Source organism: Burkholderia anthina (assembly GCF_902498995.1).
GTDB classification, from domain to species: Bacteria; Pseudomonadota; Gammaproteobacteria; order Burkholderiales; family Burkholderiaceae; genus Burkholderia; species Burkholderia anthina.
Map to the genome: position 1 here is coordinate 105456 of NZ_CABVLY010000023.1, position 26932 is coordinate 132387.

At 68.2% G+C, this 26932-nt stretch carries 23 protein-coding genes; 3 read left to right on the top strand and 20 right to left on the bottom strand.

Annotation, left to right across the window (positions count from 1 at the left end):
- Positions 1-60: 60 nt before the first annotated feature.
- From BME24068_RS26240 to BME24068_RS26280, 9 genes are all read right to left on the bottom strand, one after another.
- Positions 61-1416 (bottom strand): sigma-54-dependent transcriptional regulator, encoded by a 1356-nt coding sequence (locus BME24068_RS26240; protein WP_174927870.1) that lies wholly within the window; start codon positions 1414-1416, stop codon positions 61-63.
- A gap of 104 nt (positions 1417-1520) precedes the next feature.
- The gene (locus tag BME24068_RS26245; RefSeq protein WP_174927849.1) at positions 1521-3542 is read right to left on the bottom strand and encodes a sensor histidine kinase; all 2022 of its coding nucleotides are present in this window, start codon (positions 3540-3542) and stop codon (positions 1521-1523) included.
- Positions 3543-3546: 4 nt separating this feature from the next.
- Positions 3547-4836, bottom strand: coding sequence for a dicarboxylate/amino acid:cation symporter (locus BME24068_RS26250; protein ID WP_096507425.1), 1290 nt, complete (start codon positions 4834-4836; stop codon positions 3547-3549).
- Positions 4837-5189: 353 nt separating this feature from the next.
- Complete coding sequence (locus BME24068_RS26255; RefSeq protein ID WP_174927850.1) at positions 5190-6884, bottom strand: cation acetate symporter; 1695 nt, start codon at positions 6882-6884, stop codon at positions 5190-5192.
- Positions 6885-6895: 11 nt separating this feature from the next.
- A complete protein-coding gene (locus tag BME24068_RS26260; RefSeq protein ID WP_096507427.1) occupies positions 6896-7201 on the bottom strand; it encodes a DUF485 domain-containing protein in 306 nt (101 codons plus the stop codon).
- Between the two features lie 289 nt (positions 7202-7490).
- On the bottom strand, positions 7491-8696 hold the full coding sequence (locus BME24068_RS26265; RefSeq protein WP_174927851.1) for a CaiB/BaiF CoA transferase family protein: 1206 nt from the start codon (positions 8694-8696) through the stop codon (positions 7491-7493).
- Positions 8697-8726: 30 nt separating this feature from the next.
- Positions 8727-9863: an acyl-CoA dehydrogenase family protein gene (locus BME24068_RS26270; RefSeq protein WP_096507429.1), complete on the bottom strand. Its 1137-nt coding sequence runs from the start codon at positions 9861-9863 to the stop codon at positions 8727-8729.
- A 14-nt stretch (positions 9864-9877) separates the two neighbouring features.
- Complete coding sequence (locus tag BME24068_RS26275) at positions 9878-11074, bottom strand: acyl-CoA dehydrogenase family protein (RefSeq protein WP_096507430.1); 1197 nt, start codon at positions 11072-11074, stop codon at positions 9878-9880.
- A gap of 29 nt (positions 11075-11103) precedes the next feature.
- A complete protein-coding gene (locus BME24068_RS26280) occupies positions 11104-13239 on the bottom strand; it encodes a 3-hydroxyacyl-CoA dehydrogenase NAD-binding domain-containing protein (RefSeq protein WP_174927852.1) in 2136 nt (711 codons plus the stop codon).
- 234 nt (positions 13240-13473) lie between these two features.
- On the opposite strand from BME24068_RS26280, the gene BME24068_RS26285 reads away from it, so the two are divergent.
- Together BME24068_RS26285 and ggt are read left to right on the top strand one after the other, a co-directional pair.
- Positions 13474-14436 carry a LysR family transcriptional regulator gene (locus tag BME24068_RS26285; protein ID WP_174927853.1) on the top strand — a complete coding sequence of 321 codons (963 nt, stop codon included), beginning with the start codon at positions 13474-13476 and terminating at the stop codon, positions 14434-14436.
- Between the two features lie 67 nt (positions 14437-14503).
- Positions 14504-16387: a gamma-glutamyltransferase gene (ggt, locus tag BME24068_RS26290; RefSeq protein ID WP_174927854.1), complete on the top strand. Its 1884-nt coding sequence runs from the start codon at positions 14504-14506 to the stop codon at positions 16385-16387.
- An 80-nt stretch (positions 16388-16467) separates the two neighbouring features.
- On the opposite strand, the gene BME24068_RS26295 is transcribed toward ggt, so the two are convergent.
- From BME24068_RS26295 to BME24068_RS26320, 6 genes are all read right to left on the bottom strand, one after another.
- A complete protein-coding gene (locus tag BME24068_RS26295; RefSeq protein WP_174927855.1) occupies positions 16468-17433 on the bottom strand; it encodes an ABC transporter permease subunit in 966 nt (321 codons plus the stop codon).
- The gene (locus BME24068_RS26300; protein ID WP_174927856.1) at positions 17433-18230 is read right to left on the bottom strand and encodes a taurine ABC transporter ATP-binding protein; all 798 of its coding nucleotides are present in this window, start codon (positions 18228-18230) and stop codon (positions 17433-17435) included. Before BME24068_RS26300 ends, BME24068_RS26295 begins: the two co-directional genes overlap by 1 nt.
- 48 nt (positions 18231-18278) lie before the next feature.
- On the bottom strand, positions 18279-19295 hold the full coding sequence (tauA, locus tag BME24068_RS26305; protein WP_174927857.1) for a taurine ABC transporter substrate-binding protein: 1017 nt from the start codon (positions 19293-19295) through the stop codon (positions 18279-18281).
- Between the two features lie 256 nt (positions 19296-19551).
- On the bottom strand, positions 19552-20544 hold the full coding sequence (gene lipA, locus BME24068_RS26310) for a lipoyl synthase (RefSeq protein ID WP_059451537.1): 993 nt from the start codon (positions 20542-20544) through the stop codon (positions 19552-19554).
- The gene (gene lipB / locus BME24068_RS26315) at positions 20537-21292 is read right to left on the bottom strand and encodes a lipoyl(octanoyl) transferase LipB (RefSeq protein WP_096507441.1); all 756 of its coding nucleotides are present in this window, start codon (positions 21290-21292) and stop codon (positions 20537-20539) included. The genes lipA and lipB overlap by 8 nt, the downstream gene beginning before the upstream one ends.
- An 83-nt stretch (positions 21293-21375) precedes the next feature.
- On the bottom strand, positions 21376-21702 hold the full coding sequence (locus tag BME24068_RS26320; RefSeq protein ID WP_096507466.1) for a DUF2917 domain-containing protein: 327 nt from the start codon (positions 21700-21702) through the stop codon (positions 21376-21378).
- Positions 21703-21804: 102 nt separating this feature from the next.
- On the opposite strand from BME24068_RS26320, the gene BME24068_RS26325 reads away from it, so the two are divergent.
- Positions 21805-22791 carry a transcriptional regulator GcvA gene (locus BME24068_RS26325; protein WP_174927858.1) on the top strand — a complete coding sequence of 329 codons (987 nt, stop codon included), beginning with the start codon at positions 21805-21807 and terminating at the stop codon, positions 22789-22791.
- Here BME24068_RS26325 and BME24068_RS26330 read toward each other — a convergent pair.
- The 5 genes from BME24068_RS26330 to BME24068_RS26350 form a co-directional block, all read right to left on the bottom strand.
- On the bottom strand, positions 22775-23083 hold the full coding sequence (locus BME24068_RS26330) for an HP0495 family protein (RefSeq protein WP_011353335.1): 309 nt from the start codon (positions 23081-23083) through the stop codon (positions 22775-22777). The genes BME24068_RS26325 and BME24068_RS26330 overlap by 17 nt on opposite strands.
- Positions 23083-24009, bottom strand: a complete 927-nt coding sequence (locus BME24068_RS26335; RefSeq protein WP_174927859.1) for a D-amino acid aminotransferase — start codon at positions 24007-24009, stop codon at positions 23083-23085. Before BME24068_RS26335 ends, BME24068_RS26330 begins: the two co-directional genes overlap by 1 nt.
- A gap of 48 nt (positions 24010-24057) precedes the next feature.
- The gene (locus tag BME24068_RS26340; protein WP_174927860.1) at positions 24058-25368 is read right to left on the bottom strand and encodes a D-alanyl-D-alanine carboxypeptidase family protein; all 1311 of its coding nucleotides are present in this window, start codon (positions 25366-25368) and stop codon (positions 24058-24060) included.
- Positions 25369-25866: 498 nt separating this feature from the next.
- Positions 25867-26511 carry an alpha/beta hydrolase gene (locus tag BME24068_RS26345; protein ID WP_174927861.1) on the bottom strand — a complete coding sequence of 215 codons (645 nt, stop codon included), beginning with the start codon at positions 26509-26511 and terminating at the stop codon, positions 25867-25869.
- Positions 26512-26524: 13 nt separating this feature from the next.
- On the bottom strand, positions 26525-26842 hold the full coding sequence (locus BME24068_RS26350) for a (2Fe-2S) ferredoxin domain-containing protein (protein ID WP_006485233.1): 318 nt from the start codon (positions 26840-26842) through the stop codon (positions 26525-26527).
- Positions 26843-26932: the final 90 nt, after the last annotated feature.

Below are 26932 nucleotides of genomic sequence, written 5' to 3' on the forward strand. Positions count from 1 at the left end.
CCCTGCTCCGTCGAACGGACCGCACGACCGGCCAGCCCGGTTCCGCGGTCCGTGTCTTTTTCAGCGCTCGGTTTCGCCTTTCGCGGACAGCCCGTAGCGCTTCATCTTCTCGTACAGCGTCGCCTTGCCGACATGCAGCCGGTCGGCCGTCGCGGCGACCGCGCCGCCCGTCTGGTTCAACGCCTCGGCAATCACCGCGCGCTCGAACTGTTCGATGCGCTCCTTCAGCGTCTGGTCGCTCTCCGCGTCGTCGCTGCCCGCGCCGGCCTCCTGCGGCATGTCGGCGACGCCGAGCACGAAGCGGTCGGCCGCGTTGCGCAGTTCGCGCACGTTGCCGGGCCAGTCGCGCTGCATCAGGCTCGCGCGCTGCCGGTCGGTCAGCACCGGCGCGGGGCGCCCGTAACGCACGGCCGCGTCGAGCATGAAGTGCTCGAACAGCGGCACGATGTCCTCGCGGCGCTCGGCGAGCGGCGGCAGCGCGATCGTCACGACGTTGAGCCGGTACAGCAGGTCGCGCCGGAACGTGCCGGCCGCGACGAGTTCGCTCATGTCGCCTTTCGCGGCCGCGACGACGCGGCAGTTCACGCGGATCGGCTGGTTCGAGCCGAGCCGCTCGAGCACGCCGTCCTGCAGCACGCGCAGCAGCTTCACCTGCAGCGCGAGCGGCATGCTTTCGATTTCGTCGAGGAACAGCGTGCCGCCGGATGCGTATTCGAGCTTGCCGACGCGGCGCTTCGCCGCGCCCGTGAATGCGCCGGGCTCGTAGCCGAACATCTCCGACTCGAACATCGGCTCGGGCAGCGCGCCGCAGTTCACCGCGATGAACGGCTTGTCGCGACGCGGCGACAGCTCGTGCAGGCTGCGCGCGATCAGCTCCTTGCCGGCGCCCGTGTCGCCGTTGATCAGCACCGACGCATCGGTGGGCGCGACGTTCGCGATCAGCTTGCGCACCTGTTCGATCGCGGGACTCCGGCCGATGATGCGCGGCGCGACGATGTTCTGCCCGGCCAGTTCGCGCCGCAGCGCATGGTTCTCGAGCACGAGCTCGCGCCGCTCCAGCGCGCGGCGCACCGTCTCGATCAGGCGTTCGGCCGCGAACGGTTTTTCGATGAAGTCGTACGCGCCGTCGCGCATCGCCTGCACGGCCATCGAGATGTCGCCGTGGCCGGTGACGAGGATCACCGGCACGTCGGGCACGCGCTCGCGGCACTGCGCGAGCAGGTCGAGCCCGCTCGCGCCGGGCAACCGGATGTCGCTGACGATCACGCCGGCGTTTTCGGAGACGATCGCCTTGTCGGCCGCTTCGGCCGATTCGAACCCGACGACGTCGAACCCCGCGAGCTGGAGGCTTTGCACGCTCGCCCGGCGAACGAGCGCGTCGTCTTCGATATAGATCACTTGCAGCCGGTTGGCCATCGTAGTCACTTGCTCCTGACGGGCCGCGCGGCAAGGTTGCGCGCGCGGCTCTCGTTGATGCCGGTCGTGCGACCGGGTCTGCGGCGGGCCCTGCTGCTGCGGCCCTAGCGCGAGCCCGCGGGCTCGGACACGGAGTCCGGATGATGCGTGCGCGCGCGCCGCAGCGTCAAGACGAACAGCGCGCCGCCGGACGGCGCATTGCGCGCGGTCAGCGCCCCGCCCGCGTCGCTCGCGATCGACGACGAAATCGCGAGGCCGAGCCCGAGCCCGCGCCCCATTTCCTTCGTCGTGAAGAACGGCTCGAACAGGCGCGGCAGCAACTCGGGCGCGATGCCGGAGCCGTTGTCGCGCACCTCGATCGACAGCGTCGCGACCGACACCACGATCGTCACTTCGATCGCCGGCGCCGGGGCCGCAACACCCGTGCCCGCCACCGCGTCGAGCGCGTTGCCGAGCAGGTTGATCAGCACTTGCTCCAGGCGCAGGTCCTCGCAGCGGGCGACGAGCTGCGGATAGTCTTGCGCCAGGTCGAGCGGCGCATCCTGCGCGGGCGACACCGTCGCATCCCGCAACGTCAGCGTGAGCGCGACGCCGCGCAGCCGCTCGCCGAGCAGCGACAGCACGCTGCGCAGCGCGCGCACGACGAGCGCCTGCTCGTTGCGCGGCTTCGCGCGGCCGACGAACAGTTTCAACTGATTGGTGATCTTGCCCATCCGCTCGGTCAGCGCGGCGATCGCCTCGAGGTTCTCGCGCGCGGCCGCCTGCTCGCCGCGATCGAGCAGCACGCGCGTGTTGTCCGAGAAGCTGCGCAGCGCCGCAAGCGGCTGGTTCAGTTCGTGCGTGATGCCGGCGGCCATCTGGCCGAGCGCGGCGAGCTTGCTCGCCTGGATCAGTTCGTCGTGCGCGGCGCGCAGCTCCTGTTCCGCCCGGATCCGGTCGCCGACTTCCTTCTGCAATTGCTCGTTCGCTTCCGACAGGTCGGCCGTGCGCTCCTCGACGCGCCGGTTCAGCTGCGCATACGCCTGCTGCAACAGCGCGCGGCCGCGGATCATCTCGCGCACGCGCGCGCGACGCATCCGCCAGTAGAACGCGAGCAACGCGACCGACACGAAGCCGAAGCCCGTGACGATCGTCGCGTTGCGTGCATCGGCGTCTACCGGGGCGATCGGCGCGAGCGTCACGAGCAGCCAGTCGGGCTCGCCGATGCGCCGCTTGGAGGCCAGGAAACGCGGCGCACCGAGGCCCGGGCCGAGCCGCACGATCTCCGCATCGGGGCCGAGCACCTGCTCGACGCGCAGCGGCAGCGGCGTCACGGGCTGCTGCGCGTACTGGCGCGTCTCGTAGATCGACGCGGCAACCGGCCCTGTCAGCGGATGCAGCGTGTGGTACTTCCACGCGGGCACGGACGACAGGAACACGACGCCGTGATCGTCCGCGACGACGAGCGGCTCGGACGCATCGGCGCCCTGGAACCATTCGAGATTGAGCTTCACGACGACGACGCCCGCGATCCGCCCGTCGCGCCACACCGGCTGCGAGATGTAATAGCCAGGATCGCGCGAGATCGTGCCGATGCCGAAGAAGCGGCCGACCTGGCCGTTCATCGCGTCGATGAAATAAGGACGGAAACGATATTCGATCCCGACGAAGCTGTCCGGCGCGCGCCAGTTGCTGGCGGCCACGCACAGGCCGTCCGCGCCGATCACGTAAGTGACGGTCGCGTGTGCGTGTTCGTTGAGGTCTTCGAGATAGCGGTTCGCGCGCGCGGTGAAATCGGCGCGCTTCGGCTCGGCGAGGAGATCCTGCACGTACGGATGGCTGCCGAGCAGATAAGGCAGCGATTCGTAGCGATCGAGTGTGCTCTTGAGCGCGTTGGTGGTGCGGTCGACGCGCACTGCGGCGTTGCGCTGCAGCTCCGCGACGCCGCGCCGCCACGTGATGGTCCACGTCAGCGCGCACGCCGCGGCGAGCGCGGCGGCAAGCATGACGAGGATGAGCAGGCGGCGCTTCACGGACGAGGCTTCCTGGCGATGCGGATCGCCTATTGTGTCATAGGGCTCCGCATCGCCGCCCTGGCCGCCGCGCGGCGCGCCGCCTGCGGGCGGTGCCGCCGCCTGCGCCTTCATGATGTCAGACGCCGGCCGTCTCGGTCGTCGTGACCTCGCCACCGCCCTTGAGCGCCTGGCGCAGCTTGTTGCGGTCGAGTTCCTTCTCCCATGCCGACACGACGACGGTCGCGACACCGTTGCCGACGATGTTGGTCAGCGCGCGGCATTCGCTCATGAAGCGGTCGATGCCGAGGATCAGCACCATGCCCGACAGCGGGATCGTCGGCACGACGGCGAGCGTCGCGGCGAGCGTGATGAAGCCCGCGCCCGTGACGCCGCTCGCGCCCTTCGACGTCAGCATCGCGACCGCCAGCAGCGTGAGCTGCTGCATCCACGTCAGTTCGATGTTGGTCGCCTGCGCGATGAACAGCACGGCCATCGTCATGTAGATGTTGGTGCCGTCGAGGTTGAACGAGTACCCGGTCGGCACGACGAGGCCGACGACCGAACGCGAGCAGCCGGCCTTCTCGAGCTTTTCCATCAGCTGCGGCAGCGCGGCTTCCGACGAGCTCGTACCGAGCACGATCAGCATCTCTTCCTTGATGTACGACACGAAGCGGATGATCGAGAAGCCCGTGAAGCGCGCGATCGTACCGAGCACGACCAGCACGAACACCACCGACGTCAGATAGAACGTGCCGATCAGCTTGAGCAGCGGCACCAGCGAACCGACGCCGTACTTGCCGATCGTGAACGCCATCGCGCCGAATGCACCGATCGGCGCGAGCTTCGTGACGATGTGCACGATGCCGAACAGCACGCGCGTCAGGCCGTCGATGAAGTCGGTGACGACGCGGCCGCGCTCGCCGAGGTGCGCAAGCACGCTGCCGAACAGCAGCGCGATCAGCAGGATCTGCAGGATTTCGCCCTGCGCGAACGCATCGACCATCGTGTTCGGGATGATGTGCATCAGGAAGTCGACCGTCGACTGCCCGTGCGCCTTCGCCGCGTACGATGCGACGGCCTTGCCGTCGAGCGTCGCCGGATCGATGTTGAAGCCGACGCCCGGACGCAGGAGGTGCGTGGCCGCGAGGCCGAGCAGCAGCGCGAAGGTCGACACGATCTCGAAGTACAGGAGCGCCTTGCCGCCGACGCGACCGACCTTCTTCATGTCCTCCATGCCGGCGATGCCGGTAACGACCGTACAGAAGATGATCGGGCCGATCACCATCTTGATCAGCTTGATGAAGCCGTCGCCGAGCGGCTTCATGTCGGTGGCGATCGACGGGTAGTAGTGGCCGAGGATCACGCCGACGACGATGGCGAAGATCACCTGCACATAGAGCACTTTGTAGATGGGTTTCTTCTTCACGATGGTTCCTGCTGAAGTAGATGAGCCGGTGGAAACGGCGTCACGCGCGCGGACGAGTGTCAGGGGAAGCGCCATTCGCCCGCGCGGCTGCCGTGCCGCAACAAGCGATGCCTCAGGACGTCCGGAGGGGGAGGAAGGCAGTGGTCATCGATTGTCTCCTTGGTTTAATAGTCAGGCCGGGGGATTGGCCGTGCTTTTCATATTGCAAGGTCGATGCCAGGTCTCCGGAAGCCACCAAAGCATTGTTTTTATTGTATTTCTCATAATGCGGCAGGCAAGAAAATCCGGGATTCCGGATTTCCGGAAAACATCCGTCCGGCGATCCGGACGGATTCGTGCTTTCGTCCGATAAATCAGTGCTGCACGGCGCGGCCGGCGAGCACACCCGTCTGTGCGTAGAACTCCTGCTGCGCGAACGCGTCGCGCTCGCGCCGCGCGCGCTCGCCCCGATCCAGCAGCGAGCCGACGACGATCCCGACGAACGCGAGCGGCACCGACACGAGCGCCGGGTTGTCGAGGAACACCGGCGCGTGCGCGTGGTGCAGCACGTCGACCCACACCGATTTCGACAGCACCGTGAGCGCGACCGCCGACGCGAGGCCGAGGCCGCCGCCGAGCACCGCGCCGCGCGTCGTCATCCCGCGCCAGAAGATCGACATCGCCAGCACCGGGAAATTCGCGCTCGCGGCCACCGCCGCGACGAGCCCGACCATGAACGCGACGTTCACGTGCTCGAACAGGATCGACAGCGCGATCGCGATTGCCGACAGGCCGATCGTCGCCGCGCGCGAGATGCGCATCTCGACGCGTTCGTCGGGCTTGCCGCGCGCCCACATCTGCGCGTACAGGTCGTGCGAGATCGTCGTCGCGCCGGCGAGCGTGAGACCCGCGACCACCGCGAGGATCGTCGCGAACGTGACGGCCGCGATGAAGCCGTAGAACCCGTTCCCGCCGACCGCCTGCGCGAGCTTCACCGCGACCATGTTCGAGCCGCCGAGCAGGTCGTGCGTCAGGTTGAACGTGCCGTTCGCGCCCAGCTTGAAGAACTCCGGATGCTGCGCGAGCAGCACGATCGCCGAGAAGCCGATCACGAAGGTCAGCAAATAGAAGTAGCCGATGAAGCCGGTTGCGTAGAGCACCGACTTGCGCGCCTCCTTCGCATTGGGCACAGTGAAGAAGCGCATCAGGATGTGCGGGAAGCCGGCCGTGCCGAACATCAGCGCGATGCCGAGCGACAGCGCGTTGGCCGGATCGCGGATCAGCTTGCCGGGCCCCATGATCGACAGCGCGCCCGGATGCACGGCCACCGCGCGGCGGAACATCTCGTCGACGCTGAAGCCGAATTCGCCTAGCGCGAGCACGACGAGCACCGTCGCGCCGCACAGCAGCAGCACGGCCTTGATCACCTGCACCCAGGTCGTCGCGGTCATCCCGCCGAAGAATACGTAGACGACCATCAGCACGCCGACGATCAGCTCGGCCGTGCCGTACGACAGCCCGAACAGCAGCTGGATCAGCTTGCCGGCCCCGACCATCTGCACGACCAGGTACAGCACGACGATGGTCAGCGAATTCGCCGACGTGAGCAGCCGGATCGGCCGCTGTGCGAAGCGATATGCGACGACGTCGACGAACGTGAACTTGCCGAGGTTGCGCAGCGGCTCGGCGATCAGGAACATCACGAACGGCCAGCCGACGAGGAAGCCGATCGAGTAGATCAGCCCGTCGAAGCCGAACATGAACACCATGCCGGACAGCCCGAGGAACGACGCGGCCGACATGTAGTCGCCCGCGATCGCGAGCCCGTTCTGCAGCCCGGTGATGCCGCCGCCGGCCGTGTAGAAGTCGCGCGTCGAGCGCGTGCGGCGCGCGGCCCAGCGCGTGAGCGCGAGCGTCGCGAACACGAACGCGAAGAACATCCCGATCGCGACCGGGTTCAGTTCGACCTTGTCGGGCATCGGGCCCGCGACGGATACGGCGTGTGCGGTGGCTGAAAAGAGAACAAGGGGAATGGCAAGCGCGGCGGGCGCAATCGCGGTCAGTCGCATGTCGGCCTCCGTCACGAACGCTGCAGGATTGCGTCGACGCGGCGGTCGAACGCACGGTTCGCGCGCAGCACGTAGCACGCGGTCAGGCCGATTGCGACCACGATGATCGCAACGCCCGCGGCGATCCCGACCGTTATCGTCGCGCCGCGGTACAGCGGCGCGGCGAGCACGTGCGGCGCGAGCGCGACGAGCAGGATGAAGCCGTAGTACGTGGCGATCATCAGCGCCGTCAGCGTGAAGCTGAAGCGGCGCCGCGCACGCACGAGCTGCTGATAGTCACGGCGTGCCGTGACCGATTCGATGACGGAAAGCTCCATGGTGTCTCCTGTCGACCAGAGTTGGCGCTTCAGCGCTTACTCTGGTCCCATGCTTCGCGGTCGACCAGAGTTGGCGCTTCAGCGCTTATGTCGGCCGGTGTTAGTGCTTCAGCACTTACTCCGGCCCCATGCTTCGCATCTGGTCCCATGCTTCGCGGTCGACCGGAGCTGGCGCCTCAGCGCTCAGCTCCAGTCCCCGCAGGGCGATCTCCTCGTCGTAGCGAGGCGTGTCTTATGGATGGCCGGCGCGTCGACTGCTCCGCCCGCGCCGCGGCGGCAAAAAAACGACTTACACGACGCGATCCGCCCGCAGCCGCGCCACCTCGTCGGCCGACAGCCCGAGCCAGCCGCCGAGCACCGCATCCGTATCCGCGCCGAGCACCGGCGGCGCGCCCCGCACCGGCAGGCGCGCGCCGTCGAACCGATACGGCGGCGCAAGCACGTCGACGCCGCCCGCGACCGGGTGCGGCTGCCGCGTGACGAGCCCCGCGCGCGTCGCGCGCTCCGACGTCAGCGCGTCATGCAGCCCGAGCACTTCGCCGCACGGAATGCCCGCGCCGGCGAGCGCCGCGAGCAGCGTCGCGCGCGGCCGGCGCGCGAGTGCGCGGCGGATTTCGGGGAGCAGGTCGGCGCGGTTCTGCGAGCGGCCGAGGTTGGTCTTGAAGCGTGCGTCCGCGGCAAGGTCGGGCCGCTCGATCACGTCGCAGAATCGCGCGAACTGCGTGTTGTTGCCGACCGTGATCACGAGCGGGCCGTCGGCCGCGTCGAACACGCCGTACGGGACGATCGACGGATGCGCATTGCCGTAGCGCGGCGGATCCTCGCCCGTGAGCAGCGCGTCGAGCCCGTAGTACGCGGTGATCATCAGCCCGCAGTCGAACAGCGCCATCTCGATGCGCCGGCCGCGCCCCGTCGCATGACGTTCGTACAGCGCGGCGAGAATCGCCTGCGCCGAATACATGCCGGTGAACAGGTCGACCGCCGCGACGCCGAACTTCAGCGGCGGCTGGTCGGCCTCGCCGTTCAGCGCCATCAGCCCGGCCTCGCCCTGCACGACGAGATCGTAGCCGGGCCGCGCGGCCTCCGGGCCCGAGCGGTCGTAGCCCGAGATCGCGCAATGCACGAGCCGCGGATTCAGCTCGGCCAGCGCGTCGTAGCCGAGCCCGAGCTTTTCCGCGCCGCCGAACTTGAAGTTGTGGATCAGCACGTCGGCCTGCGCGGCCAGCTCGCGCGCGATGCGCTGCCCTGCCTCGGTCTGCAGGTCGATGCAGATCGAGCGCTTGCTGCGGTTCACACTGTTGAAGTACGTCGTCTCGGTGTCGCCGACCCGCAGCCCCCAGTCGCGCGTGTCGTCGCCGCGCGCCGGATGCTCGACCTTGATCACCTCCGCACCGAAATCGGCGAGCACCATCGCGCACCACGGGCCCGCGAGCACGCGCGAGAAATCGAGCACCTTCACGCCGGCGAGCGGCAACGCGCGCGGTTCGTTCGTCATCCTTGTCTCCTCCATTCGCGTCGATCGTTGTTACTGTTTCGACAGCGCGATATAGCGCGCGAGGTGATGATCCTCGTCGCCGAGCTGGTGATCGATCATCACGAGGCGCTTCGCGTAGTGCGACAGCGGCAGCTCCCACGTCATCCCGATCCCGCCGTGCAGCTGGATGCTCTCCTCGGCAACCAGCGTGCCGATCCGGCCGATCGTGTACTTCGCCGCCGCGAGCGCGCGTTCGCGCACCGCGCGCGGCGCATCGAGCTGCGCGGCCGCGTTGATCACGGCCGAGCGCGCCTGTTCGACTTCCAGCAGCAGATCGGCCATCCGGTGCTGCAGCGCCTGGAAGCTGCCGATCGGGACCCCGAACTGTTTGCGCGTGCGCAGATACTCGAGCGTCGCCTCCTTCGCGACGTCCATCGCGCCGAGCGCCTCCGCCGACAGCGCGAGCAGCCCGTAGCCGAGCACGCGTTCGAGCAGCGCCGCGCCTGCCTCGCCATCGTGCTCGCCGAGCGCGGCATCGGCCGGCAGCGCGACGCGTTCGAAGCGCACTTCGGCCGCGCGGCCGCCGTCGATCTTCTTGTAGTCGCGCAGCGATACGCCCGGAGCATCGGCCGGCACGACGAACAGGCCGATGCCGGCCGCATCGTCGTCCTCACCGGACACGCGCGCGCTGACGACGAAGAACGCCGCCTGCGCAGCCTGGTCGACGACGCCCTTCGCACCGGTCAGCACCCAGCCGTCGCCCGAGCGCTCGGCGCGCGTGCGCACGGTCGTCAGTTCGTAGTGCGAGCCCGGCTCGTCATGCGCGAATGCGGCACTCGCGCTGCCGTCGATCAGCGCGGCCAGCCGGTCGCGATGCGCGGCGCCGCCGGCGAGCGACAGCGCACGGCCCGCGAGCAGCGCGCCGAGGAACGGCTCGACGACGAGCCCGCGCCCGAGGCATTCGAACACCACGGCGATGTCGAAGCCCGCGCCGCCGAAGCCGCCGTCGGCTTCCGAAAACAGCGCGCCGACGGTGCCGAGTTCGGCAAAGCGCTGCCACATCGCGCGATCGAAACCTTCGGCCGACTGCGCGATGCGATCGCGCACCGGGAACGCATACTGTTCGGCGATGAAGCGGTTCAACGTGTCCGTCAGCATCCGGCGGTCTTCTGTGTGCTGGAAATCCATCGTCGCGTCCCTCGTTACAGCCCGAGCATCATCTTCGCGATGATGTTCTTCTGGATCTCGTTCGAACCGCCAAAGATCGACAGCTTGCGGTTGTTGAAATACTGCTGCGCGGCGCTCGTGGCTTCGTCCGGGCCGACCGGTTCGCCGTCGTAATCGGCATCGAATGCTTCCTCGACGAACGGCTGCGCATACGGCCCCATCGCGCGCCGCATCAGCGCGGTGATCTCCTGGCGGATCTGCGTGCCGCGGATCTTCAGCATCGAGCTTTCCGCGCCCGGCACGCCACCGCCCGCGACCGCGGCCAGCACGCGCAGGTTGGTCGTGCGCATGTTCTCGAGCTCGATCTCGACCCGCGCGACGCGTGCCGCGAAGAACGGATCGTCCGCGAGCGGCCGGCCGTTCTTCGTGACCTTCGCGGCCACCGCGCGCAACCGGTCGAGCGCGGCCGTCGAGAAGCCGATTCCCGCGATATTGGTGCGCTCGTACGTGAGCAGGTATTTCGCGTAGGTCCAGCCGCGGTTCTCTTCGCCGACGAGGTTCTCCACGGGCACACGCACGTCGGTGAAGAACACCTCGTTCACTTCGTGCTCGCCGTCGAGCGTGATGATCGGGCGGACCTCGACGCCCGGCGTGTTCATGTCGATCAGCAGGAAGCTGATGCCTTCCTGCTTGCGCACGTCGGTTGCGGTGCGCACGAGGCAGAAGATCATGTTCGCGTAGTGGCCGAGCGTGGTCCACGTCTTCTGGCCGTTCACGACGTAGTGATTGCCGTCGCGCACCGCGCTCGTCTTCACCGATGCGAGATCGGAGCCGGCGCCCGGCTCCGAATAGCCCTGGCACCACCAGTCGGTGCCGTCGAGAATGCGCGGCAGCCAGTGACGCTGCTGCGCGTCGTTGCCGTACTTGATCAGCACGGGCCCGAGCATGTTCACGCCGAACGGGACGATGCGCGGCGCACCCGCAAGCGCGCATTCGTTGTCGAACAGGAACTTCTGCGCGACGCTCCAGCCGGGGCCACCGTATTCGCGCGGCCAGTGGCTCGCGAGCCAGCCGCGCGCATTGAGGATCGCGTGCCATTCGCGCATGTCGTCGCGCGTCAGATGCAGGCCGCCCTTCACCTTGCGCGCGGTGCGCTCGGGCAGCTCGGCTTGCAGGAAGCGCTGCACGTCTGCGCGGAACGCTTCCTCTTCGGGCGTGAAATTGAGGTCCATCGTGAGTCCGTTGCGAATGCGTTGGGCGTTCAGTCGACGCGGTTCAGGCTCGCGAAATCCGCGCCGCGCTCGACCAGCTCGACGATGAGCGGCGAAGGCGTCCAGAACAGCGGATCCTCTTTCGCGAACGCGCGGATGTCGGCGAGCACGTTCGCGAGGCCGACGGTGTCCGCGTAGTGCATCGGGCCGCCGCGATAGCGCGGGAAGCCGTAGCCGTACAGGAACACCGCGTCGACGTCGAGCGGGCGCAGCGCGATCTTCTCGTGCACGACGTTCGCGCCTTCGTTGATCATCGCGGCGAGGTAGCGGCGCAGGATCTCGTCGTCGCTGAATTCGCGCGGCGTGATGCCCTTCTTCGCGCGCTCGTCGGCGACGATTGCGTCGACTTCCGGGTCCGGTGTGCCGACGCGTGCGCCGTCCGGGTACAGGTAATAGCCGCGCCCGGTCTTCTGCCCGAACCAGCCGCGCTCGCACAGCCGGTCGGAAATCCCGACGTAGCGCGCGCGCGGGTCGCGCGTCGCCGCGCGGCGCTTGCGGGTCGCCCAGCCGATGTCGCCGCCCGCGAGATCGACGACCTGGAACGGTCCCATCGGGAAGCCGAATCCGCGCACCGCGCGATCGATCTGGTAAGGCGACGCGCCGTCTTCCATCAGGTAGTCGGCCGCGGTGCGGTAGACGGCGAGGATCCGGTTGCCGATGAAGCCGTCGCACACGCCCGCGCGCACCGGCGTCTTCTTCAACTGCTTCGCGAGCGCGAACGCGGTCGCGACGACGTCCGCACTCACGCGCGCCGGCACGACGATTTCGAGCAGCTTCATCACGTTGGCCGGCGAGAAGAAATGCAGGCCGATCACGTCGCCCGGCCGGTCGGTGCTGGCCGCCAGCTCGTCGATGTCGAGATACGACGTGTTGGTCGCGAGCACCGCGCCCGGCTTGCACACGCGCGCGAGCTCGGCGAACACCGCCTGCTTGACGGCCATGTCCTCGAACACGGCCTCGATCACGACGTCGGCCTGCGCGAGCGCGTCGTACGACGTGCTGCCCTTGAAGCGCGCGAGCCGCGCCGCATGCGCGGCCGGCGTCATGCGGCCCTTCGCGACGAGGCCGTCGTACACCTTCTCGACATGCGCGCGGCCGCGCGCGAGCGATGCCTCGTCGCGCTCGATCATCGTCACCGGCAGCCCGGCGTCGAGCGCCGCGACCGCGATGCCCGCGCCCATCGTGCCGCCGCCGACCACGCCGATCCGCTCGACCGGACGCGCGCTCGCGCGGCGCGCCTCGGGCGCCTTCGCGGCTTCGCGTTCCGCGAAGAACGCATGCACAAGGCCCGCGCGCTGCGGGCTGTCGAGGCATTGCAGGAACAGGCTGCGTTCGAGCTTCATCCCGGCGTCGAACGGCTGCGTGAGCGCGGCCTCGACCGCATCGACGATCTTCGCCGGCGAGAAGAGGCCACGCGACTTCTTCGGCAGTTCGGCGCGCGCCGCGTCGATCGCGGCCTGCGCGGCCGCGCGATCCGCGAGGCCCTGCGCATCGCGCGTGCGGCGCACCGGCGCACCGAGCGACACGAGTTCCTGCGCGTAGGCGAGCCCTTCGGCGAGCGTGTCGTCGCTGTGCGCGACGCGATCGACGAGGCCGAGCGCGAGCGCTTCGTCGGCGCTCGCGTGGCGCCCCGTCAGCATCAGGTCGAGCGCGGCCTTCGCGCCGATCAGGCGCGACGCGCGCTGCGTGCCGCCGGCGCCGGGCAGCAGGCCGAGCGTGACTTCGGGCAGGCCGAGCTTCGCGCCGGGCACCGCGAGCCGGTAATGCGCGGCGAGCGCGACCTCGAGGCCGCCGCCGAGCGTCGCGCCGTGCAGCGCGACCACCACCGGCTTCGCGCTCGACTCGATCCGCTCGCACACGTCGGGCAGCGACGGCGGCACCGGCGGCTTGCCGAATTCGCGGATGTCGGCACCCGCGATGAAGTTGCGGCCGGCGCCGACGATCAGCACCGTGCGGATCGCGTCGTCGGCCTGCGCGGCCTCGAGCGCGTCGGCGAGGCCGCACCGCACGTCGGCGGACAGCGCATTGACGGGCGGATGGTCGATCGTGACGACGAGCACCTTGTCGCGCCGTTCGCGCGTGACGGTGCCGGCCGCAGGGCTGGCGGGGGAAGCGGTGGAATTCATCGTGTCTCCAGTGCGGTGCGCCGCGCGCGGGCCGCGGGACCGGCCGGCAGGGCCGGTTCCCGATCGGGGCCCGCGCGGCGCGGAAAACGATCCGGCGTGGTTGCCGGGCATGACTCGATTCTCGATTGATCGAGAATCATTGACAATTCCCGCGCGCCTTTACAAGCTGTCAAGTCTGACTTGACATTGAATGCTTTCGGACCGTTAAGCGGGACGGATCAGGAGACACCGGGGATGGACCTGAACGCGTTGACGCTGCTCGTCGAGATCCTCGACGCGGGCAACCTGAGCAAGGCCGCGCAGCGGCTCAAGATGAGCCGCGCGAACGTCAGCTACCGGCTGAACCAGCTCGAGCGCTCGATCGGCCAGCAACTCGTGCGGCGCACGACGCGACGCATCGAGCCGACCGAGATCGGGTTGAAGCTGTACGAGCACGGCCGGCGCATCCGCAACGAACTGCTCGCCGCGCAGGAATCGGTGACGACGCTCGGCCAGGACCTGCAGGGCCGCGTGCGGCTGTCGGTGCCGAGCGGCTACGGGCAGATGGTGATGTCCGACTGGCTGCTCGCGTTCAAGCGGCTGCATCCGGGCATCGTGCTCGACGTGGTGTTCGAGAATCGCGTGGAAGACCTGATGCGCGACGAGATCGACATCGCGGTGCGCGTGATGCCGGAGCCGCCGCAGAACCTCGTCGCGCGCGACATGGGCGCGGTGCGCTACGTCGCGTGCGCGTCGGCTGCGTTCGCGGCCGCGCACGGGATGCCGGCGAGCCTCGGCGCGCTGGCCGCCGCGCCGGTCGTCACCGCGACGGTGATGGGGCGGCAGCTCAGAATCGCCGCGTATCTCGGCGACGAGCGCCACGAGGTGCTGCTCGAACCCACGCTGATTTCGGAGAACTTCCTGTTCCTGCGTCAGGCGATCCTCGGCGGGATCGGTGTCGGCATCGTGCCCGACTACGTGATGCAGGACGACATCCGGCACGGCACCGTCGTCACGTCGCTCGATGCGTACCGCCTCAGCATCTTCGGCACGCATATGTACATGCTGTACATGCCGAACCGGCATCACACGCGCGCCACGTCGACGTTCATAGAGTTCATCCTCGAACAGGCCGGAAAGACCGGCCGGGGCGGGCCCGGCGGGCTGCGTCAGGGTTTCTTGTCTGATGACAATCCGCAGGCCGTGCGGCGACAATAGCGCGCCGCGTGCGCACGGCGCGTGCCGCGCCGGCGCCCCCTTCGATTTCACAGCTGCCGAGGGTTCAATGTCCGACCGGATTCGTCCGCATTCGCGTCCTCCGACGCTCGTCGCCGCGCTCGCGCTCGTCGCGCTCGTCACGTTCAACGCCGGCTGCACGTCCCCGTCCGCGCCGTCGGGCGCCGTCGTCCCGGTTGCCGCCGCGTCGGGCGCCGCGGTGCCGCTGCCCGGCGTTCACGCACCCGAACTGTCGTCCGGCTGGACCGACAAGCCGGGCTGGACCTCGCAGCACTTCATGATCGCGGCCGCGAACCCGCTCGCGACGCAGGCCGGCTACGACATGCTGAAGGCCGGCGGCACCGCGATCGACGCGGCGATCGCGACGCAGATGGTGCTCGCGCTCGTCGAACCGCAATCGTCGGGGCTCGGCGGCGGTGCGTTCATGCTGTACTTCGACGGCAAGGCAACGCAAGCGTACGACGGCCGCGAAACCGCGCCGGCCGCCGCGACCGATCGCCTGTTCTACGGGCCGACCGGCCAGCCGATGGGGTTCTACGAAGGTGTCGTCGGCGGGCGTTCGGTCGGCACGCCGGGCGTGCTTCGGATGCTCGACGCCGCGCACCGCGCGCACGGCAAGCTGCCGTGGCGCCGGCTGTTCCAGCCCGCGATCCGGCTCGCCGAGCACGGCTTCACGATCAGCCCGCGCCTGGCGATGCTGATCGCGAACGACAAGTACCTGAGCAGCGATCCGGCCGCGCGTGCGTACTTCTACAACAGGGACGGCACGCCGAAGGCGGCCGGCACGGTGCTGAAGAACCCCGCGCTCGCGACCGTGCTGCGCCAGGTCGCCGACCGCGGCGCGAATGCGTTCTACACCGGCGCGATCGCGCGCGACATCGTCGCGAAGGTGCGCAAGCATCCGACCAATCCGGGCCTGCTGTCGCTGCAGGATCTCGCACGCTACAAGGCGAAGGTACGTGCGCCGCTGTGTACCGATTACCGGCGCTCGGTCGTCTGCGGGATGCCGCCGCCGTCGTCGGGCGGCCTCGCGATCGCGCAGATGCTCGGCATCCTCCAGGCGATGCCCGACTGGCAGCAGATCGGCGTGCAGAAGCCGGTACGCACCGAGCTCGGCTACGAGCCGACGCCGTTCGCCGCGCACCTGTTCAGCGAGGCCGGGCGCCTCGCGTATGCGGACCGCGCGCGCTACGTCGCCGATCCCGATTTCGTGCCGCTGCCGGGCGGCAGCTGGGCGAGCCTCACCGACCAGACCTATCTCGCGCAGCGCGCGCGCCTGATCGGCGACACCAGCATGGGCGTGGCGCAGGCAGGCACGCCGCAGGGCGCGACGCTCGCGATGGCCGACGACCGCAGCCCCGAATTGCCGTCGACGTCCGACATCGCGATCGTCGATCGCTACGGCCAGGCGCTGTCGATGACGACGAGCATCGAGGACGCGTTCGGTTCGCGGCTGATGGTGCGCGGCTTCATGCTGAACAACCAGCTCACCGATTTCTCGTTTGTATCGAGCGAGAACGGCCGGCCGGTCGCGAACCGCGTGCAGCCCGGCAAGCGGCCGCGCTCGGCGATGTCGCCCGAGCTGGTGTTCGACCAGAAGACGAAGCAGGTGACGATGATCGTCGGTTCGGCCGGCGGCCCCGCGATCATCAACCACGTCGCGAAGGCGCTGATCGGCGTGCTCGACTGGGGGATGACGATGCAGCAGGCGATCGCGCTGCCGAACTTCGGGTCGATGAACGGGCCGACGCAGCTCGAGCGCGGACGCGTATCGGATGCGCTCGTCGAGGGGCTGAAGGGCCGCGGGCATGACGTGAAGCTCGTCGAGATGAACTCGGGACTGCAGGGGATTCAGCGGTTGAACGTGCAGGGACAGACGGTGTGGTTCGGCGGAGCGGATCCGCGGCGCGAAGGGGTGGCGATGGGGGATTGAGGCGACAGGCGGGACGGGCGGAGACGGCGTACATGCACCGCCCCGCTTCTGCGTTATTCCGCCCCTTCAACCACGCCCCGTCAACCACGCCCCTTCCACGGCACCACCCGCCGCTCGACCCAGCGCATCGCGAGATCGAACAGCCACGCGATCGCGCCGATGATCAGGATCCCCATCACGACGATATCGGTGCGCAGGAAGCTCGATGCATTGAGCACCATCTGCCCGAGCCCGGCCGTCGCGGCGACCATCTCGGCCGCGACGAGCGTCGTCCAGCCGAAGCCGATCGCGATCCGCAGCCCGGTGAGGATTTCCGGCAGCGCGGCCGGCAGCACGACGTGGCGCACGATCTGCGCGAAGCTGCCGCCGAGCGAATACGCGGCGTTGATCTGCTCGATCGTCGCCGCGCGCACGCCGGCGCGCGCCGCCATCGCGATCGGCGCGAAGCACGCGAGGAAGATCACGACCAGCTTCGCCGTTTCGTCGATGCCGAACCAGATCACGACGAGCGGCAGGTACGCGAGCGGCGGCAGCGGCCGGTAGAACTCCAGCAGCGGATCGAGCACGCCGCGCGCGATGCGGCTCACGCCCATCAGGATACCGGCCGGCACGCCGATCGCGGTCGCGAGCGCGAACGCGCCGAACACGCGCGCGGCGCTCCACATCAGATGCTCGGACAACGGCAGGCCGCCCTGAATGCGGCCGTGCCACGCGTCGACGAACGCCGTCCACACCGCTTCCGGCGCGGGCAGGAACAGCGGCGGCAGCCACTGCAGATGCGTCGCGACCCACCACAGCACCGCCAGCGCCGCGACCGTCGCCGCGCTCAAGGCCGCCGTCTTCCCCTGCCCCGGCAACCGGTAGCGATGCGACGCGCGCGCCGGGCGCGTTGCATCGCGCCGCTGCGTGCCGCGCTCGTTTTCTCCGAACCCGGCGGCCGCTCGATCGGCCGCCCAGGAATCCTGCATGCTCATGTCGTCCTGCCTGTGCAAAGTACTGATCCGGCCGCGCCCGACGGACGTGCCCTGCCGCGCGAACTCGCGCATCACACCGTCTCCCCGACCGGCTCGTCGCGATGCAGATACGCGATCAGCCGCTCGCGCCACGCGATGAAATCCGGCGACGACTTCACCGCGCGCGCATCGCGCGATTCGACGTAGCGCCGCGCGAACGGCAGCTCGAACGTCTCCGCGATACGCCCCGGCCCGGGCGTCATCACGACGAGACGCGTCGCGAGGAACAGCGCCTCCTCGACGTCGTGCGTGATGAAGAACACCGTCTTGCCGGTGCGCGCCCACACGTCGAGCACGAGCGCCTGCATCGTGCCGCGCGTCATCGCGTCGAGCGCGCCCATCGGCTCGTCCATCAGCAGCACGCGCGGATCGCTCGCGAGCGCCCGCGCGATGCCGACGCGCTGCTGCATCCCGCCGGACAGTTCGTACACGCGCGCATGCGCATGGCGCTCGAGCCCGACGAGCGCGAGCATCTCGCGCGCCCGTGCATCGCGTTCGGCCTTCGACACGCGCGCGAAGCGCAGCCCGAGCGCAACGTTCTCGAGCACGTCGAGCCACGGCAGCAGCGCGTATTTCTGGAACACGACGCCGCGATCGGCACCGGGGCCCGTGACCGGCACGCCGTCGACGCGCACGTCGCCCGTCGTCGGCGCGACGAAGCCGGCCATGCAGTTCAGCAGCGTCGTCTTCCCGCACCCGGACGCGCCGAGCGCGACGACGAATTCACCGGACGCGATGCGCAGGTCGACGCGCGCGAGCGCCTGCGTCGTCGGCCGGCCGCGCTCGCCCGGATAGGAGACCGATACCTGACGGACTTCCAGCATGCTCATGATCGTGGGCTCCGCGATGAGTTTCCCGAGTTGTCCGAATGGCCGCGCTCAGCGCGCGGCCTTCTGCACGAACTGCGGATCGACGCCGACCGAGTAATCGGCGAGCACCGTCTGGATCGTGCCCTGCGATTTCAGGAACGCGGCGGTGGCCGCGAGCGACTTCGCGGCGCCCGACTGCGCGCCACCGCCGAGCCACGTCGGCGACGCCTGCTCGGCCGGCGTCGGGAATGCGTAGAGCGCGAGGCTCGCCGGCACGTCCTGCGCGTTCGCGCCAGACACCTTCGCGACCGCCGCGACCTGCGGCGAGCCGACCTTCCACGCAGCCGCGTGCGCACGGTAATCGGCGTCGGCCGATGCGAGCACCTTCACGAAGCCCGCGACGAACGCCGGGTTCTCGCGCGCGAACTTGCGGCTCACGACGAAGCCGTCGAAGGTCGCCTTGCCGCTTTCCTTCGCGACCCGGCCCGACGTCGTCAGCACCGTGCCCGACTGCTTGACCTTCGCGAGCACCGGATCCCAGATGTAGGTCGCGTCGATGTCGCCGCGCGCCCATGCGGCCGCGACTTCGGGCGGACGCAGGTTGACGATCTTCACGTCGTTCGGATTGACGCCCGCGGCCTGCAGCGCGACGAGCGTATGGAAATGCGACGTCGACACGAACGGCACGCCGATCTTCTTGCCCTTCAGCCCGGCGATGCTGGTCACGCCCGAGCCGTTGCGCGCGACGAGCGCCTCGGCGTCGTTGATGTTGTCGAGCACCCAGAACAGCGAGATGTCGAGCCCCTGCGACAGGCCTGCCGCGATCGGGCTGGAGCCGGCTTCGCCGAGCTGCACGGAGCCCGACGCGAGCGCGCGGATCACGTCGGCGCCGCTGTCGAGCTTGCGGAACGTGACCTTGTAGCCGGTCGCCTTTTCGACTTCACCGCTCGCCTGCGCGTAGCGCCACGGCACGACCATGTCCTGGTACGCGATCACGACCTCGCGCGATTCGGCGTGCGCCGCGCCGAGCGCGGCAAAGGCGGTCAGCGCGACGACGGCGCGGCGGATGAAGCTGAAACGGGACATGCGGCTCTCCTTCGAATGCGGGCATTGCTGCGGGAGAGCCGACTTTACGAGCTTTGCGCGCGGCGGGAGCGAACTTATCCTGCGAAGCTATCGATGATGTTTCAGCTTTGCTTTCCATGCTCGATTGGATCGCGCGTCCGGTCGGGTGGCGATTGTCGTGCGGGGACGCGGGCAGCGGCCACGCCAACGAAAAAGCCCGCATCGCTGCGGGCTTTTTCGACTGCAGGACGTCTGCAGATGGAGGCGAATGCGGTGCTCAGACCACCCCAGCCCCATGCGCCTGCAGATCGGCGTGATAGCTCGACCGCACCATCGCACCGACGGCCGCGTGCGTGAAGCCCATCTTGTACGCCTCTTCCTCGTACATCTTGAACGTATCCGGATGCACGTATGCACGCACCGGCAGGTGGTGCTCCGACGGCTGCAGGTACTGGCCGATCGTCAGCATGTCGACGTCGTGCGCGCGCAGGTCGCGCATCACCTGCAGGATTTCCTCTTCCGTTTCGCCGAGGCCGACCATCAGCCCCGACTTCGTCGCGACGTCCGGATGCAGCGCCTTGAAGTCCTTCAAGAGCTTCAGCGAGTGCGCGTAGTCCGAACCCGGGCGCGCTTCCTTGTACAGGCGCGGCACCGTTTCGAGATTGTGGTTCATCACGTCGGGCGGCGCCGCGTTCAGGATCGAGATCGCACGGTCGAGACGGCCGCGGAAGTCCGGCGTCAGGATCTCGATGCGCGTTTCCGGCGACTGCTCGCGCACTTCGCGGATGCACTCGACGAAGTGGGCCGCACCGCCGTCGCGCAGGTCGTCGCGGTCGACGCTCGTGATCACCACGTACTTGAGCTTCAGCGCCGCGATCGTGCGCGCGAGGTTCTTCGGTTCGTCGGCGTCGAGCGGATCGGGACGGCCGTGGCCGACGTCGCAGAACGGGCAGCGGCGCGTGCACTTGTCGCCCATGATCATGAACGTCGCGGTGCCCTTGCCGAAGCATTCGCCGATGTTCGGGCAGCTCGCTTCCTCGCACACGGTGTGCAGGTTGTGCTCGCGCAGGATCGTCTTGATCTCGTTGAAACGCGAACTGCCGGTGGCCGCCTTCACGCGGATCCACTCCGGCTTCTTCAGCTTCTCGATCGGAATGACCTTGATCGGGATGCGCGCCGTCTTCGCCTGCGCCTTCTGCTTGGCGGTCGGATCGTAGGCCGGGGTCGCGGCCGAATCGGCCGGTGCGGGAGAAGCGGTAACGTCAGTCATTCGAATGTTCCAGTGCCTGCGGCTTGTCGGCGGCCGCGGATTCGCCATCGAGGTTGGCAATCAGACGACCCACCAGTGTGTGGGCGACGTCGTTCCAGTCGGCGGCAACCTCGAGGCTCGCCATGTCGACGGTTTCCAGTCCGGCATAGCCGCACGGGTTGATCGCAAGAAACGGGCGCAGATCCATCTTCACGTTCAGGCTCAGCCCGTGATAGCTGCAACCGTTACGGATCTTCAGGCCGAGGGCCGCGATTTTCGCGCCTTCGTGCATGCCGGATGCCACGTAGATTCCCGGCGCGCCCGCCTTGCGGACCGAAGCGAGATTATACGCCGCGAGGGTTTCGATCACGGCCTCCTCGATCTTCGTCACGAGCGTGCGCACCATCAGCTTGCGCCGGCGCAGGTCCAGCAGCAGGTAGACGACGATCTGGCCGGGGCCGTGGTAGGTGATTTGTCCGCCGCGGTCGACCTTCACGAGCGGCACGCCGCTGTCGGCCACCAGCAGGTGGGCCGGGTCGCCGGCCTGGCCGAGCGTGTAGACGGGCGGATGCTCGACGACCCAGATTTCGTCGCCGGTGTCGGCCGTGCGCGTGTCGGTGAACGCGCGCATCGCGTCGAAGCTCGTCTCGTAGGCCTCGCTGCCCCGCCAGCGCACGATGACCGGCGATACGGGCTGAACCGGGGATCCGGCGGGCGATTCGGAAACGGCAACAGGCGTGGGCACGATGAAAACCGGCGAGACGGACATGGGCGGTAGTTTACCGAAAACCCATGGGTCTCGCCGGCCCTGGAAGGGGACGGATCGCGCGGATCCGTCGGACGAAAGGTCTGTCAGACGGTGCGCCAGCCATCGTGAAGCAGCGCGCTCACGCGATTGCGCAGCCGTGCGAGCCCGCTGAGCGCGACTTCCGCGGGCGGCCGCGACACCGAGAACGCGACGTGCGCGCCGTGCCCGCTTTCCGCGCTGAGCCACAGCCGCTCGCCGCGGCGCAGCTTGAGCGTGTCGCCGTCGACCAGGAAGTAGTCTTCGACGTCGTTGCTGCGCGTCGCCCAGACGGGCCCGCATTGAACCGTCAGGCGCGTGCTGCGTTGCACCCGCATCGGCACGGTTTCGCCAGTAGGAATTTCGAACGTGATGCTTGAGGAAATTTCTTGCATGATCGACTCCGCCAATAAGTGCTTCGATGGCTACAATCGTAGTCACTTAAAGGCGCCCGACCAAACGACCAATTTTCACGTCGATGTGAGGAAAATTAGCAAATGGACCTCCGCCAGCTCCCTGCGCTGAATGCGATTCGCGCGTTCGAAGCCGCTGCCCGTCACGAGAATTTCTCCCGCGCCGCCGACGAGCTGTTCGTCACGCACGGCGCGGTCAGCCACCAGGTGCGCGCGCTCGAGGAGGAGCTGGGCGTGCAGCTGTTCACGCGCAACGGCAAGCGGCTGTGCCTGACCGGCGCCGGCATGCGCTACGCGCAGCAGGTACGCACCGCGCTGATGATGCTGTCAGACGCGACGCGCGAAGTGCGCGCGAGCGATCGCGACCGGCGGCTGGTGGTGTCGATGCTGTCGTCGTTCGCCGCCCGCTTCGTCACGCCGCGCATCGGCACGTTCATCGAGCGGCATCCGGAAATCGACGTCGAACTGCAGTCGACCAACACGCTGACCGATTTCGCGCGCGACGACGTCGACCTCGCAATCCGCTTCGGCTTCGGCAACTATCCGGGGCTGCACGTCGAGCCGCTGTTCGAAGAGGTGTTCTTTCCGGCCTGCGCGCCGACGCTGAACGGCGGCAAGCTGCCGCAAACGCCGGCCGATCTCGTGCACTACAACCTGCTGCGCTCGGACGACGAGCTGTGGCGGCCGTGGTTCGACGCGGCAGGGCTCGACACGCTGACCGAGCCGAAACGCGGGATTCTGTACCAGGATTCGTCGAACCTGCTGCTGGCCGCGATCGACGGCCAGGGCATCGCGCTGATACGCCGCTCGCTCGCGGTGCACGACCTGCTCGACGGACGCCTCGTGCGCCTGTTCGACATCGACGGGCCGAGCCCGTGGCACTATTTTTTCGTGTGTCCGCCGCCGCTTCTGAACACGCCGCGCGTGCAGGCGTTCAGGACGTGGATTCTCGAGGAAGTCGCCAAGTTCAAGCTGCTGTGCGACGAGCTGGACGCGCGGCGCGCGGCGGGGAAGACCCCCGCCGAGTGCGCGCAGGAAGGCGGTTGGAAAGGGCTTAGAGCACGACTTTGACCATCGGATGGCCGGTCAGTGCGCGGTAGATGTTGTCGAGCTGCTCCTGGCTCGTCGCGCGCACGGTGATCGTGAGGCCGGTGTAGTTACCGCCGCTCGATGCGCGCTCTTCGATCTTCTCGACGTCGATCTCGTTGTCGTGAACGGCCACGACCTTGAAGATCGTGTCCTTGAATTCCGGGTGCGCCTTGCCCATGATCTTGATCGGGAAATCGCACGGAAACTCCAGCAGCGACTCCTTCCGGGTATCGATCGCGCCGGTGACCTCGATGGTTTTGGTCGGTTCGCTCATCACTTTCTCCGGGTTAGGTCAAACTGTTCAAACTCGCGCGCTTTCGCGCGCTGGTACGCGTCGTACAACGCCGCGAATACGGGGCCCGACTTGCCGCCCTTCACGGGCAGATCGTCGAGCGACGTGACGGGCAGGATTTCCTTCGTGGCCGACGTGATCATGATTTCGTCGGCCGAGCGCAGCTCGACCTCGCTGATCTCGCGCGCGACGAACGAAATCCCGCACTCGTCGGCCAACTGCTCGACCAGCGCGTAGCGGATCCCTTCGAGGATCTTGTTGCTGCGCGGCGGCGCCATCAGTTCGCCGTTCTTCACGATCCACACGTTCGACGACGAACCTTCGGTCAGGTTGCCGTCGCGCAGCTGAATCGTCTCGAACGCATCGTGTTCGGCCGCATGCTGCGCCATCAGCACGTTGCCGAGCAGCGAAACCGACTTGATGTCGCAATGCAGCCAGCGACGATCCTCGGCCGTCACGCAACGCACGCCCTGCGCGCGCTCTTCGTCCGGCGGCAGGCGCAACGGGCTCGTCATCGCGAACACCGTCGGCACCGCATTCGGCGGGAACGCGTGGCCGCGCTTCGCGACACCGCGCGTCACCTGCAGGTAGACGAGCGCGTTGCCGTCGACGAGGCCTTCCGCGTTCGCGGCGAGCACGCGCTCGATCAGCGCGCGCCAGCCGGCCGCGTCGTGCGGGTTGTCGATGCCGATCTTCTTCAGGCTGCGCGCGAGCCGGTCCAGATGCTGTTCGATCCGGAACGGCACGTGCGCGCCGTCATGCGCATAAACGGGCACGACTTCATACACGCCATCGCCGAAGATGAACCCGCGGTCGAGCACCGGAACACGGGCCTGCGACAGCGGCACCAGCTCCTCCTGCGACGACACGCTGAGGTAGACGATCGGTTCGAATTCGGCTTGGCTCATGGCTATACCAGATGGGGATGAAGTCGTAAAAACAAAGGCCCGTCGCGCTTACTTCTTCTTGCTGAACATCAGCAGGATCGAGTCCCAGATACGTCCGAAGATACCCGCTTCCGGCACGGCCTGCAGCGCGACGACCGGGAACTCCGACAGCGTCTTGCCGTCGGCGACGATCTTCACGGTGCCGACCTGCTGGCCTTCCGCGAGCGGCGCGATCAGCGGCGCGTTCACGTCGACTTCCGTCTTGACCTTGTCGCCGAGGCCGCGCGGCACGGTCGCCCACTGGTCGCTCTTCACGCCGACCTGCACGGTGTTTTCCTTGCCCTTGTAGATGCGCGGCGTCGACATCGCCTGGCCGCCCTTGAACAGGCGCACCGCATCGAACGCGCTATAGCCGTAGTTCAGCATCTTCATGCTGTCCTGCGTACGCTCGCCTTCCTTCTGCTCGCCCATCATCACCGACACCAGGCGGCGCTGGCCGTCGACGCCCGGGATCGCGCGCTTGGCCGATGCGATCAGGCAGTAGCCGGCCGCTTGCGTATGGCCCGTCTTCAGGCCGTCGACCGTCGGATCCAGCCACAGCAGCCGGTTGCGGTTGCCCTGGCGGATGTTGTTGTACTTGAATTCCTTCTCCGAGAAGATGCTGTAGTACTGCGGAAAATCGCGGATCAGGTGCGCGGACAGCTTCGCGAGGTCGCCGGCCGTCGTGTAGTGGTTCGGGTCGGGCATGCCGTTCACGTCGGCGAAGTGCGTGCCCTTCATGCCGAGGCGCGCGGCCTCGTCGTTCATCATCGTGACGAACTGCCCTTCGCTGCCGCCGACCAGTTCGGCCAGCGCGATCGCCGCGTCGTTACCCGACTGGATGATCATCCCGTACACGAGGTCGTGCACCGACACCGGCTTGTTCGCCTCGATGAACATGCGCGACTCGTCGTGGCCGACACGGCGCACCGCATCGCTCGGCGTGACGATCTGCTCCATCGAGATCTTCTTCTTGTCGAGCGCCTCGAACACCAGGTAGGCCGTCATCAGCTTCGTCAGCGACGCGGGCTCGACGCGTTCGTCGGCGTTGCCCGACGCGAGCACCGTGTTGCTCGTCGCATCGACGAGCACCCACGAACGCGCGTTCACGCCCGGCGGCGGCACCGCGCCCGGCATGAAGGTCGCGGGCGCGCCGGTGAACTGCTCGGCGGCGGGCGCCGCATGCGCGGCCCGGGCCTTGGCGGCCGGCTTCGCCTCGGCGACGACGATCGTCGACGCGAGCGCGACAGGCAGCATCACGCCCAGCGCGACGTTGCGCGCGGCGGTGCCAAAGGCGATGGAAGAAGCGAGGGACTTGAGGCCTTGGGGTGACAGACGCATGATCGATTCAGGCTGATGGCAGAAAGTGCGGCGCGAAACGCGCAGGGTTGAACGGCAAGGCGGCGGGCGTTTCGGCCATTCGCCCGACTTCGTCGGGCGACGTGAAACGCGCCGGTTGGACTCGTGCGGACGCGTTCGGTTCGCGGCCGTCGCGAGCGGGCGGACAGGCGGCGAAACGAGCGCCGCATGGGCCCAGCCGGGCCGCGGGCGACGCGAAATGCGGCCATTATACGTGGCCGCGAACAGCACTTTCGCGAACCGTGCGCCGGGCGGGCGCGCATCGGCTTCCAGAGGATAGCGCGGCTTCACGGCCGGCGATGGCGATCGAAGCCGTGCGAAAGGCGTGCGCAGGCAGTGTGCAAGTCGGGTTGCGCCGCGTGGCGGACAGCCGGTGCGACCGTGCCGAAACCCGGTACGACCGGCTGCCGTGCGGCGTGTAGCCGTCGGGCAACGCGCCACGCGACGGGCGGCGGCATCGGCGCCGCCCGGTTCAGCGGATCAACGCCACGCGTCGACGATGATGCGCTTCAGCACGTGCAGCTTGCGATGGAAGAAATGCTCGGCGCCGGGGATCACGACGACCGGCAGCTCCTGCGGCCGCGCCCAGTCGTACACCGACGCGATCGGCACCGTGTCGTCGGTTTCGCCGTGGATCACGAGCGTGTTCTCCGGCACGTCGGCGACTTGCCAGCGGCTCGCGGCCGTGCCGACGAACACCATCCGCTCGATCGCCTCGCCCGCGTCGCGCAACCGCTTCGCGACGTGCGACAGCACGAAGGTGCCGAACGAGAAGCCCGCGAGCACGAGCGGCAGGTCCGCATAGGCCGGCTGCGCGCGCATGTGCGCGAGCACCGCGAGCAGGTCGTCCGCTTCGCCGATGCCGTTGTCGTGCACGCCTTCGGTCGCGCCGACGCCGCGGAAGTTCGACCGGTACACCACGTAGTCGAGCTGGACGAGCGTGCGCGCAAGCGTTTGTGCGACCTTATTGTCCATCGTGCCGCCGAACAGCGGATGCGGATGCGCGACGAGCGCGATGCCGCGCGGCGCGGCGCGGCCTTCGCGCACGGCATCCGGCACGTCGACCGCGATTTCGATCTGCCCGACCGGGCCGGCGATCAGCGACTTCTGCGTATGAACGTTCATTCGGCCGGCCCGCTCAGATCTTCAGGCGGTCGACGACCTTGCCGTCGCGCAGGTGCGATTCGACGATCTCGTCGATGTCGGCCTGGTCGACGTACGTGTACCACGTGCCTTCCGGATACACGACCATCACGGGCCCTTCCTCGCAGCGGTCGAGGCAGCCGGCCTTGTTGATGCGGACCTTGCCGGGGCCCGCGAGGCCGAGTTCCTTCACGCGCTTTTTCGCGTATTCCTGCATGGTCTGCGCATCGCATTGCGCGCAGCTCGGACGCTCGGCGCCCGGATCGCGCTGGTTCAGGCAGAAGAAAACGTGGTGCTGGTAGTAGGAATCCATGATGGTGACGTGCGGCCCGGCGCGGTGCCGGGCGAAAAGAGGGGCGATTGCCGCGGTGCCGTGCAATCGAGGATGCGGACGATTATAACG